General features: G+C 37.6%; 11 protein-coding genes. 4 read left to right on the plus strand and 7 right to left on the minus strand.

From position 1 onward, the window contains the following. Positions 1–14 precede the first annotated feature (14 nt). Positions 15–2351: a sensor histidine kinase gene (locus CH361_RS17435; RefSeq protein ID WP_100792096.1), complete on the plus strand. Its 2337-nt coding sequence runs from the start codon at positions 15–17 to the stop codon at positions 2349–2351. 66 nt (positions 2352–2417) lie between these two features. Here CH361_RS17435 and CH361_RS17440 read toward each other — a convergent pair whose 3' ends face one another. From CH361_RS17440 to CH361_RS17465, 5 genes are all read right to left on the minus strand, one after another. Continuing rightward, on the minus strand, positions 2418–3050 hold the full coding sequence (locus tag CH361_RS17440; RefSeq protein ID WP_100792097.1) for a hypothetical protein: 633 nt from the start codon (positions 3048–3050) through the stop codon (positions 2418–2420). Positions 3051–3175: 125 nt separating this feature from the next. Beyond that, a complete protein-coding gene (locus CH361_RS17445) occupies positions 3176–3829 on the minus strand; it encodes a response regulator transcription factor (protein ID WP_100792098.1) in 654 nt (217 codons plus the stop codon). Between the two features lie 341 nt (positions 3830–4170). Beyond that, complete coding sequence (locus CH361_RS17455; protein WP_100792100.1) at positions 4171–4731, minus strand: ClpP family protease; 561 nt, start codon at positions 4729–4731, stop codon at positions 4171–4173. Between the two features lie 9 nt (positions 4732–4740). Further along, positions 4741–5319: an RNA polymerase sigma factor gene (locus CH361_RS17460; RefSeq protein WP_100792101.1), complete on the minus strand. Its 579-nt coding sequence runs from the start codon at positions 5317–5319 to the stop codon at positions 4741–4743. An 80-nt stretch (positions 5320–5399) separates the two neighbouring features. Next, entirely contained in the window at positions 5400–6473 is a 1074-nt protein-coding gene (locus CH361_RS17465; protein ID WP_100792102.1) for a M12 family metallopeptidase, read from the minus strand. 342 nt (positions 6474–6815) lie between these two features. On the opposite strand from CH361_RS17465, the gene CH361_RS17470 reads away from it, so the two are divergent. Next, positions 6816–7163: a hypothetical protein gene (locus CH361_RS17470; RefSeq protein ID WP_100792103.1), complete on the plus strand. Its 348-nt coding sequence runs from the start codon at positions 6816–6818 to the stop codon at positions 7161–7163. Positions 7164–7620: 457 nt separating this feature from the next. On the opposite strand, the gene leuD is transcribed toward CH361_RS17470, so the two are convergent. Beyond that, complete coding sequence (leuD, locus tag CH361_RS17475) at positions 7621–8247, minus strand: 3-isopropylmalate dehydratase small subunit (RefSeq protein ID WP_100792104.1); 627 nt, start codon at positions 8245–8247, stop codon at positions 7621–7623. Continuing rightward, positions 8244–9647: a 3-isopropylmalate dehydratase large subunit gene (gene leuC / locus CH361_RS17480; RefSeq protein ID WP_100792105.1), complete on the minus strand. Its 1404-nt coding sequence runs from the start codon at positions 9645–9647 to the stop codon at positions 8244–8246. The genes leuD and leuC overlap by 4 nt, the downstream gene beginning before the upstream one ends. A 91-nt stretch (positions 9648–9738) precedes the next feature. Here leuC and CH361_RS17485 point away from each other — a divergent pair, with 91 nt between their 5' ends. Together CH361_RS17485 and CH361_RS17490 are read left to right on the plus strand one after the other, a co-directional pair. After that, complete coding sequence (locus CH361_RS17485) at positions 9739–10638, plus strand: LysR family transcriptional regulator (RefSeq protein ID WP_100792106.1); 900 nt, start codon at positions 9739–9741, stop codon at positions 10636–10638. A gap of 206 nt (positions 10639–10844) precedes the next feature. Next, positions 10845–11402: a hypothetical protein gene (locus tag CH361_RS17490; RefSeq protein WP_100792107.1), complete on the plus strand. Its 558-nt coding sequence runs from the start codon at positions 10845–10847 to the stop codon at positions 11400–11402. Positions 11403–11574: the final 172 nt, after the last annotated feature.

Here is an 11574-nt window from a genome sequence, read left to right on the forward strand (position 1 = left end):
ATATCTATCGATGGTTGGACATTCAGCTCAGTCGTCGGATCGTTCTATTTTTCTTAAGTGTTTTTCTTTGTTCTGGATGCACCACAAACAAAGACGAACAGGTTGCACCCACTGCAAAAAATGGATTTTTAGATTTAACCAGTACAAACGTTAATAGTGGTTTAACGATACCACTTTCAGGAGAATGGAAATTTTATTGGAATCAATTCATTTTGCCAAGGAAAAATGCAAAGGATTCAAATGACCAATTTATATTCAAAAAAAGCCCTTCCGTATGGAATGATACAGAATACTTCGGCACCACCGTAGGTAGTTTTGGGTATGCCAGTTATGAATTAGACATTAAGCTTAGCAAAGATTCTCCTGCCATGGCAATGTACATTCCGGACATTGGTACTGCTTATGAACTTTACATCAATGGAGAATTGTTAAGTCAGGCAGGTATTGTCAGTAAAACAGCAAATAACTCTAAAGCACAATACCGACCACAAATCATTACACTTCCCAATATAGATCATCTAAATATAATCATACATGTCTCAAACTATCAAAATCTTTGGGGCGGGTATTGGTACCCCATTCAACTAGGGAAAGTAGAAACTATCTTTCGTGAGAGACAAATTCAATCTGGCCTAAGTATTGCCGTATGTATCGCTGCTGGGATGATGGCATGCTACAATCTAATATTTTATATTTTCAGAAGAAAAGATACGACTCCAATTTTATTCGAAATTCATTGTATTCTAATACTACTCAGAGCATTAACAACAGGAGAACGGATCGGACATTTAGCCTTTGATTTTTTATCATGGGAAATACTCAATCGAATTGAGTATTTTTCTACATTTTGTTCTGGGCCAGTATTATATACTTTTTTGTATCGATTTATCCCCAATGAATTTTGGAAAAAATATGGATTCTACTTTAATTTTCCACTTTATACAATGTGTGTTTTGATATTAACAACTCCAAACACCTTTTATGCAATTTTTTTAAACCCATTACTATTTTATATTTTTTTCACCGTCATTCCTGGTTGGATGATAATGATATTAATCGGAGTTTTTAAAAAACAAAAAGGGGCATGGGTTTTACTTATGGGATATTTCGGGCTTATGGTTGCAAATGTTAACGATAGCTTAGTGATATTTGGGTTATTAAATAGTTTCTATATGATTCCATATGGCCAAATATTTTTAATCATATCCCATTCGATTATCATTTCGAAACGATATTCAAACTCTTTAACAGAATCCGAAAATATTTCGCATCAGATGAAAACTCTAGTGACTTCAACCCAAAAAATCATGTCCTCACCTGACTATACATCAGCAGCAAAATCCGCTTTAGAGATACTTTCAGAAAACAATAAAGACAACAAAGAGTTATATATCTTTTTGCCAGATACTTCTGGCAAAACCTGGAAACGATATTCAATCGATACAAAATTTGACCTAAAAGTGACAGAAGTTTCTGACTTAATCGAGGACAGAAGTTCGGGACTTGAATTTAATCGACTTAAGGAACCTATCATTTTGAATGATCGGCTGTTTTTACCAATCACACAAAAGGAACATATATTTCTTATTTTAGATATCCCTGCAAAGAGTTTTACTCGTAACGAATCAGATATGGATTGGGTTCAAGGAATTGCCTATGCCCTAACACTTTCTTTACAAAACTTAATGCGCCAAGATATCAACCAGTTAGCAATCATCGGTGAATTGACTTCAGAAATAGCTCACGATATTGGCCATCATGTTTTACTGATTCAAAAAAGTTTACAATACATAGAATTGAACCCTACCCTAAATTTCACTTTATTCAAACAGGCAAAAAAAGAAATCGAAGCATTATCAAATCTTTCTGTTGATATTTTGGAATTCTCTAAAAAAAGAATTTTTTTGGATTTAAAACTGATTAATGCCAAAGATTTTTTCTCCTCCGTTGAAGAAGATTTAATTCTATTGTTCGAAAACAGTGATATAAAACTTAATTTCCAAAATTTAAGTTCCGATTGGATCAAAATTGACGAGCTACGAATGAGAAGAGTTTGTTTGAATATAGCAAAGAACTGTTTAGATTTGAAAGAGGAAGTTTCTGAATTTTCCGTCTTAATTCAATCTGAAAATTCGGCCTTAATCATTATTATGGAAGACGATGGTCCAGGAATTAATGATAATCTTAAAGATATTATTTTTAATACAAAATTAGAATCTTCAAAACCACAAGGAACCGGTTTAGGTTTGTCTATTGTTCGAAAAATTGCGAATGCGCACGGTGGAGAAATTTTACTAACATCAAATCCAAAGGGAGGAACTCGGTTTTCAATTCTATTACCGCTCTCGTAAGAATTTAATACACACTGCCATTCGAGGGAGAATTCCAATGTGTATTTTAGATGAAAATACTGAACGTTACTGACAGATCCCTAAAGAACCGTGATTGGCCACCGTAGTCGGACTTCCAAATCCCATATCAACTTTAGTTACCCAACCTCGACTATCATAAGTATATGTAAACACTCCATCATTTACGGTTGTAGGGATCGTGCGAGATCCTTCGTAAGTATAAGTAATGGTTCCACCTGCAGAATTAGATTTCGGAAAACCTTTGTCATCATAATTAGAATAAGTTGTCGATGGGGAAACAGATTGTAACTGGTTAGATGAGTTATAGGTAAAAGTAGTTTCTGTTGTTCCTTCCACTCTTTTTGCAAGTCCTCTTTGGACATGTTGGTTAGAAAATGATGGAGGATCCACAACACTTAACTTTGCAGCTGCTTGGGATGTATACGTTCTTACTACCGAATTTCCTCCATCCGCAGGAACACAAGTATAAACATTTCCACTAACAGTACAATTAAAGGTTTTGACAGTAGAGGAGTTTCCGTCAGAAACAACCACTTGAGATGGAACAGAAAAACAATTAGATGTAGCAGCAATCACAAGGCCAGCCAATAGCATATTGTTATCTTTTTTATCTGTTTCGCAATTATTGAATGCGAAAACAATCCAGAATAACCCAGATATGATTTTTATTTTTTTCATTTTTACTCCAAATTGATCCTCAAAGGAACATAATTGGAATTATAATAGGACTAAGAAAAAGCGATACCTCGGTTACTACCTGATTTAATTCAGAATCTTAAGTAGTAATACGTAATATCCAAGTTTTATAATAAATTACTGGATTGTAATCGCAAAATGATTTGTGCCAATTTTATCGATGAATCAATTTCAAGTTTTTGCATTATCGAAGAACGGTGCGCCTCAACTGTCCGAATGCTTAGCTGTAGATCACTTGCAATTTCTCGATTTATTTTTCCATCCATTAAGTGCGTTATAATTTCTTTCTCCCTCTTTGTTAGAGTTTCAATTTTTTTAGCCAAATTATCTCCAAAATCTAGCTGATCAACAATACCCATCACCTCTTCAGGAAACACTTTCTTACCAACATACACTTGCTTTACAATAGAAATGATACTACCAACAGATTCTGTTTTCAGTATATAAGCATCGGCTCCAAGTATTGCTACCTTTTGAAGATAGGTCCAGTCTCGATGCATCGTAAAAAAAACTATCTTCAGATTCGGAAACTTATTTTTTATATTAGAAAATTCGGATATTCCATTTTCATCTTTCAATGAAATATCCATAATCAGAACATTGGTTTGTTTAAAAGAAATTAAAAGTAGGCCCTCTCTAATTGATTCTGCAGAACCAACAAACTTCAGGTCAGGGTCTGCCTCAATCTCAGACTGCAAACCCTTCCGAAGCATCGGATGATCATCAATGATAAAGACACCAATAGAAGATTTGGAAACCAAAATGTTTCACCTCAAAATAGATTCAGAATCATAAATACTCATTTTCCAAATATTTGCGAATACTAAAAAATACAAATGGGCTTTAGTTGGTCTCATTAGATACCAAAAGTCTCTATATGATTTATGTATGAATCCTTACTTAAGGAGAATCTTTCAAGGAGTTGTTTGGATTCCGGACGAAAAGATGAATACTTTTGGAATAAAAACTCAGGTTTTACGAAGATAATTGCAATCATTATGAAATTGGGATATAGAGAATTTTCGCACTGCCCACGAGCCACACCCCTCCACCCTAACTCGGGAGGGGGATTGTGGATTCGCATTTAAATTATGTCTCTTCATCAATCGCCAATAATCTTATCGATGATTCCGTATTCAAGCGCTTCGGCAGCAGAAAACCAGGTATCCCTCTCGGTATCTTCCTTCAATTTTTCCAACGGTTGCCCTGTAGCCTTTGCCATGATTTCGTTTAACAAATCCTTTTCTCTCTTAACAGATTCTGCAAAAATCCTGATGTCTTCCGCTGGGCCCTTAAACTCGCCCATAACATGTGGTTGGTGGATGAGAACTTTACTATGAGGGTAAGCAAAACGATGTCCCTTCACTCCAGAAAGTAGAAGTACTGCACCGAAGGACATAGCCATTCCTAAACAAGTTGTATAAACTGGATTATGAAGACTCTTCATCACATCGAGTATCGCCAATCCTGCGTAAGTCGATCCTCCAGGAGAATGAATGTATAAAGTGATTGGTCTTGTCGGGTCTATTGCCTCGAGATATAAAAAACGATCTATCAAGTATCTCGCTGAATTATCATTCACTTCACCCCAGAGAAAAACTTTTCGTTGTTCTAAATACACATTTTCAATTTGTCCATTCGAATAAGTTTGTGTTGCTTCCAAATGATTCCTCTAAGCTACCATCAAAAAACTGGAATTAGCTTCCGGACGAAAATTCTCACCGATCCCTTCTTTGAGAATTTTTTTAACATGAATATGTCTTTTTTTGATGAATGATAAGGTTTTCCCTTCTGATTTTGAAATTTCTACCAAGGAATAGTTTTTGTAATAATAAAGTTCGATTAGTCTCTGGTCTGCCAGATCCAATTTTTTTACATTTTTAAAAATCGTTTCATAACATTCTTTTTCTAAATAAGTGGAATCTGATTCTTTTGAATTTTGGTCGATCTGGTTTGGATCGACAAAAACCAAATTCCGACTTTCCTTCTTTCTCAAAATTCGATCTCCGTGTTTAATGAGCGCTCTCTTTAACAAAGTAGGAAAAGCCGCAGGAGTTGTGATTTTTTCCAAATTACGATATAGATCCCAAAACGATTCTTGCACCACGTCCTGAGAAAGATCCTCGTCATCTAAAATCTTAGATGCAAATTTGATCGCAAAACTAGAAAACCGATTTTGTAAAACGGACCAGGCTCGTAGATCTCCCGACTTCGCCTGATCCAGAAGCTCTATATAGGATTTGTCATTCATACAGTTAAAAGTCCCAGTCCGTCCGCATTTGGTTCAGAAAAAAGAAAGCTCTTCACCCTATTTTCAAACCAAGAACCCAATCAATTAGGTTTACCAAACACAACCTTACCTTTTGATTTTGAGGTGGTGGTGAAGGCCAGTTTGCACTGTGATTGCACGTCAATGACCCAGAGATGGCCTATATAAGTTTCCTGCTCATGTCTACTATCTGGATGAATCGTTGCATACTTGGTTTTTTTGCCTGCGCTAAACCAATACAATGTAAGAATTTCGTTCGTATGATTTTCAACAATGAATGAACTTGCACCAGACACTCTTTCCGGTGTCTTCGTTACCTTTTGGCAATTGATTTCAGAAACTCCCGATATTGTTTGAGCTTGGGAAACCGGTATGACAGGAGCAATGTTCTCTTCACCGACAGAAGTTTTACCTGGATACATTTTTGCGATATTAATCTTATCCATTTCAGAAAGTTCCTCATTCTGATCTACAGAAGAACCGTCTAACGTCCATGAAGCGGGATATGAGTAAACCATAATTGATTGGGGGTCGTATTGGCTGAAATTGACAAGATTGCGATCGTGTGGTTTGATCACAAAATCATCTACCATTTCGATCGTCCATCCTTGCTTAGACAGTTCGGCGAAAATAGCCTTTCTGTTCCAAGGTGTATGATTGGATGGATTTTGGTGTTCATGGTCCAAACCAAGCGCATGACCGAATTCATGTAATATGGTAGATTTATCTACCCATTCGAGATTCATCGTACGTTCATTCTGCTCAAAATATTCTGCTTCGTTACCAATCGCCGAATTGGCGCCATCACCTTGTACAAAATCAATACGGATGTCCGATTTTTGCCCCCGAAGTTGCGAGACAGAATCGAAGAATTCAAAAGTCAAGTTCGCATAACGCGTCCATTCGACGGCAAACTGACGCACAGTCTGACGTTCCGCTTTCGTGCCACCGAGAAAGAGGATCCGTATTATCTTGCCGTTTTTCCAACGAGTGCCTTTCACTTCCACGGAACGTGTGGCAACGATTGGTTGCGTGGGTGGTTTGACGAAACTCATGCGTTTACCGCCCTGGCTTCCAAAAATACTCGTGCCTCGCACGATCAGGCAAACAACAAAGATGATGATAATGTTTTTCATAGTAGTTTCCAATCTTCTCAAACCGCAAATGAAGTGATTTGCACTGCGTAAAATTTTTTATAATCAAATGGAGAAGTAAAGCCTAAAGTAAAATGTATTCTCCTCTGATCATAAAAAATTTCAATCCAATCAAATAGAATAAACTACTTTTTCCTTTATTATTATTTTATACATATAGTTTGATTATCTGAATTTCGAATTCATCTGAGTAATCCCTTCAAACCTCTTCACATCGTACCTCTTTTGCGAAAGAATCAAATTGAACATTCTGCTTATAGGGAGATTTACTAAGTAAAAAAGATTCTTGACGGTAAGTAAAAAATTGCTCTGATACAATGTGATATGACTCTCCGGTTTTTTTTGCTAACCATTGCCAGTTTTTTCTGCACGCATTGCGCATCGCTTGATCTTGCGGGAAAAAGCTATGAGGGTAAACCCATAGAACGCACGCAGAAACCAAAAATCATAGGTGCCGTGCAAGCAGGGCGACTCGATTTCGCGCCTGAAAAAGTATCCTATATTTTACCCGGCTCCGATCTAAAAAGTATCGGTACCTATACGGTCTCCTCTGGAACAGTTACGATCCACAGTGCCTCAGGGATGACTCATACCTTTACGATTAAAGAAGACGGTAAGATCTTACAATGGAATGGTGTCGAACTTCGCCGGACAGATTTTCCCTGGCCCTGATCAACTAAAATCTTCTTTGTTATCCTGCTAGTCGCGACTTCGCCCAGGATATCATACATAGCGGAGCCTAAAACATCAGCCATCCATAAAACCTAACGACCGTTAACCCAGAATTTCCTTTTTTAAGTCTAGAGACTTGACCACCCTCTTCATAAGCTTCACCTTAAAAACATCTCTCCCTTTACACTAAAACCTCTCCTGGGCGAGTCCCCAAACTCTGAATGATAAATCTAATTTAATTTTTGATCCGTAAAAATTAGTCAATCGTTGGGGTCGGGCTATTCAGGGCTATGGTCGCTAACCGCGACCGCTACGCGCCCTTTCTATCCCTCTCGCAGTAACTAAATACCAGTTACCAAAGATATTTTCTGTTCTTTTAGTAACTGGTATTCTGAACTGTCACTCAATTTGATTACGCAGAAAAAAAAATCCCGTTGGAATATTTTTAAAGGAAGTATTACCAATACACTTCTAAAAATGATTTTTCTTCTTTCAAAGTCCTTTCGAATGCAAGGATCTCTTTTGAATTTTTTAAAGTGATATCGATATCATCCCAACCCATCCGAATCCGATTGATAGAAGCAGAATCCAATTGGAAAAAGAATGTTTGGTCTCCCGCTTGAACTTCCAAATTTTCTAAATCAATTCGAATTTGAGATCCAGAATTTTGGGAAACCCATTCACCTAGAGAATAAATTTCTTCTTCTTTCAAACGAACGAGAGCAATCCCATTCTTTGCAGAATTAATGGAGAATATATCAGCGAAGGAAGGAGCCAAAATCACTCTGAATCCAAAATCAGAAAGTGCCCAAGGTGCATGTTCTCTGCTCGAACCACAACCGAAATTTTTTCCAGCGATGAGCACACTGGCATTCGTAAATCTTTCTTGGTTCAATACAAATTCAGGATTTAGAATCTTTCCTTCTAAATCTAAATACCTCCAGTCATGAAATAAATGTTTTCCAAAACCCTTTTTATCGATGAGTTTCATAAATTGTTTTGGAAGTATTTGATCCGTATCGATATCCTCTCTTGGGATTGAGACGGGAACACCCGTATGGACTGTCCAAATTTTTGAATTCATACCAATTTCCTCACATCCGTAAATTTTCCAGTCACTGCTGCGGCTGCGGCCATCGAAGGACTAACGAGATGAGTTCTTCCTCCACGACCTTGTCTTCCTTCGAAGTTGCGATTAGAAGTAGATGCACATCTTTCTCCCGGTTTTAATACATCGTCATTCATCGCAAGACATAGAGAACAACCAGGCTCTCTCCATTCGAATCCAGCATCTTTAAAAATTTGGTCCAAACCTTCCAATTCTGCCTGACGTTTTACAGAACCTGAACCTGGAACCACCAAAGCTTGCACTCTTGGATGGACTTTTTTTCCTTTCGCAACTTCTGCAGCCGATCGTAAATCTTCTATCCTTGAATTTGTGCAAGAGCCAATGAATACTTTATCGATGCCAATCTCAGAAATGAGAGTTCCCGGTTTTAAATCCATATACTCCAAGGCATTCAGAGCTGTCTCTCTAGCCCGTTTCTCAAGAAATTCATCTGGATTTGGAACAACTCCATTGATTGATAATGACTGAGATGGATTTGTTCCCCATGTGACCTGGGGTTCTATATTAGAAATATCTAATTCAATCATCTCATCATAAACTGCATCTTCATCAGTGAAGAATGTTTTCCAATATTCTATCGCCTTATGAAAACCTTCTCCTTTAGGTATAAGCTTTCGATCTTTCAAATAATCAAATGTGATTTCATCTGGTGCTATGAGACTTGCCCTTGCACCGGCTTCAATACTCATATTACAAAGAGTCATCCGACCTTCCATAGAAAGAGAACTGATCCATTGACCTGAATATTCTAAAGTATATCCTCTTCCACCGGAAGTTCCAATTTTTGCAATGAGTGCAAGAACGACATCTTTTGCAGTGATTCCGAATCCAGGTTTACCAACAAATTGAACGAGCATCGATTTTGTTTTTGCCTGTTTGAGAGTTTGTGTAGCAAGCACATGTTCCACTTCACTGGTTCCTATCCCAAAAGCCAATGCTCCAAAAGCTCCATGCGTAGCTGTATGAGAATCTCCGCATACGATTACAGATCCTGGTATTGTAAATCCGAGTTCAGGACCTAAAACATGCACCACCCCTTGTTCGGGATCCTCCGGACCGAACAAGCGAATTCCGAAATCTTGACAGTTTTTCTCCATGGTATCGATCTGCAATCGAGAGACTGGTCCTGCTGCATCTCTGTTTTTACGATCTCTTGTGGATACATTATGATCCACAACTCCAAAGGTGAGATCCTTCCTTCTTACATCCCTATTCTTAGTTCTTAATCCTTCAAATGCCTGAGCAGAAGTCACTTCATGAAGGATATGACGATCCACAAATAAAATAGATTCCGAGTCTGAATTCTCAAAGATCAGATGACTTTCCCAAATTTTGTCGTATAGAGTTCGTCCCATATTTTCCCCTTGGTAAATACGGTATCAAATAAATTGATATAATGCAAATAAATTGGTTTTATAAAACATATAACTAAAAGTTATATGTTTTATGGAATTTAGGCAGATCATTTATTTTCTAGAAATCGCAGAATCGGGTACATTCCAAAAGGCAGCAAATCGATTGGGGTTAACACAACCTGCACTTTCCAAACAGATTTTTCTATTGGAAAGGGAATTGGGAGTCACTGTTTTAGAAAGAGGTGGGAGGTCAGTTCGACTAACACACGAAGGTGAAAGATTCTATCAATATTCGATTCGAATGAAAGAATTATGGGAAGAAATACAAATTGGCTTTTCCAAGGAAAATGAACTGAAAGGGAACTTTTCGATTTCAGCTGGTGGGACAGTTTCTGCTTGGATCTTACCTCAGATCTTAAAAGAAATTCTAAAAAAAAGAACAGAACTTTCTCTATCAGTCAGAGAAGGAGATGCAAAGGAAACTAAAGAAGCAGTATTAAAGGGAGAAGTAGATCTGGGGATATTGACTGGTCCCATTACAGAACCTAGTCTGAATGTTCTGGAATTTTTATCCGATCGGATCTTTCCCGTAGCTTCCAAAGACCATCCCATTTTTCTAAAAAAGAAAATCAAAATCGAAGATCTAAAAAAACAATCTCTTGTATTTTTCCATCCAGGTTCTGCTCTTCGAAAGGCAGTGGAAAAGAAGATCAAATCTTTTTCAAAAGAATTTGGTCCTAATATTGCGATGGAGATGAGAAGTGTAGAATCCGTAATCAAATCTTTGGAAGCTGGACTTGGAATTGGTTTTTTATCTGAATATTCCATAAGCCCAAAACTTAAAAAAATTAAATTTGAAGAATGGAATGCAGAAAGAAAATTTTATATCTGTTATCGTAAAAAATCAGGGCCCGGACTTGTTTTGCTCGCTGAAGAAATTTTAAAATCCGCAGAGAAATGGCGATTAGAAACAGAACTTTCTTTTACATGACCAGAAGACGTTAAGTCATGGAACAAAAATTGGAAGGTCTAAAAGCGGATGCGAATAGGGCCTAAAACTGATCCAATCCTATATGGTTTTCTAGATACCAATCATAAAATGATAAGTGCTATGTTTATGCAGTAGAACCGTATAGTTACATTTTCAATCAATGACAAATTACTTGCGAGAAACTAACCTAACTATGAAGTCAGCGAATGCGCCGTAAATTATGGATTTTCGTATTTATTTTTAGCATTCTCTTTTCATTGGGAGCAGAAGTCATCTCAGGGCTTGGCGGATTTGCAAGTGCCTTTTCTGCAATCGAACTGGGATCAGGCCCACTGCCAGGGGCGCGAGTGGGAGGACCATTCATACTCACGATCGTTCTTGTATTTCTATTCCTGATTGTGCTTTCGTTTCTTTCCTTACTCACCGCCTCAGGAATATTGGGACTCATCAAAGGACTATTCCTGGGAGTGACATTGGGCCTGTTAGTCGACTATATCGTAGTCCGAGGGAAAATCGAACCAGGCGATCCAAGAATCATTCGCCTGTGGGCAGGTCGGGGTGCCGCATTGATGTTCATCTTTGTCATCTGGGTCGGGATACTAAATCCATTAGTTTCGCAACTTGGCTCCAATCCAATCGATGTCTTCAGCGCAAAAGATATTGTTGGGATTTTTTCTACCACAGGAGTTTTTGTCTGCGCTTTCTTTGCTTGCATAGGTGTTATACGATTCTACTGGATGCGGGGGAAGAAGGAGAAGGTCTGAGAAATCGGGATTCAATCTTAGGTCATTAAATAAAACCATTAGCGAATGATCCAATTTCCTGATTTAGGTAAGTTTGAAGAAGAAATAGAAAGACTTTTACGAAAAGGTGAAAACTTTCTGAATAAAAAAATGGGAAAAGAGAGAGTAGCTTTTCAAGAGTTGTGAGCTGTGA

It is taken from the genome of Leptospira brenneri (assembly GCF_002812125.1).
Classification (GTDB): Bacteria; Spirochaetota; Leptospiria; order Leptospirales; family Leptospiraceae; genus Leptospira_A; species Leptospira_A brenneri.

Bases quoted from the DNA above. Each gene is read 5' to 3' on its own strand.
- CH361_RS17440 (WP_100792097.1), bottom strand. From the start codon at position 3,050: ATGAAAAAAATAAAAATCATATCTGGGTTATTCTGGATTGTTTTCGCA.
- CH361_RS17460 (WP_100792101.1), bottom strand. From the start codon at position 5,319: ATGAATGACAAATCCTATATAGAGCTTCTGGATCAGGCGAAGTCGGGA.
- CH361_RS17465 (WP_100792102.1), bottom strand. From the start codon at position 6,473: ATGAAAAACATTATCATCATCTTTGTTGTTTGCCTGATCGTGCGAGGC.
- CH361_RS17470 (WP_100792103.1), top strand. From the start codon at position 6,816: ATGACTCTCCGGTTTTTTTTGCTAACCATTGCCAGTTTTTTCTGCACG.
- leuD (WP_100792104.1), bottom strand. From the start codon at position 8,247: ATGAATTCAAAAATTTGGACAGTCCATACGGGTGTTCCCGTCTCAATC.
- leuC (WP_100792105.1), bottom strand. From the start codon at position 9,647: ATGGGACGAACTCTATACGACAAAATTTGGGAAAGTCATCTGATCTTT.
- CH361_RS17485 (WP_100792106.1), top strand. From the start codon at position 9,739: ATGGAATTTAGGCAGATCATTTATTTTCTAGAAATCGCAGAATCGGGT.
- CH361_RS17490 (WP_100792107.1), top strand. From the start codon at position 10,845: ATGCGCCGTAAATTATGGATTTTCGTATTTATTTTTAGCATTCTCTTT.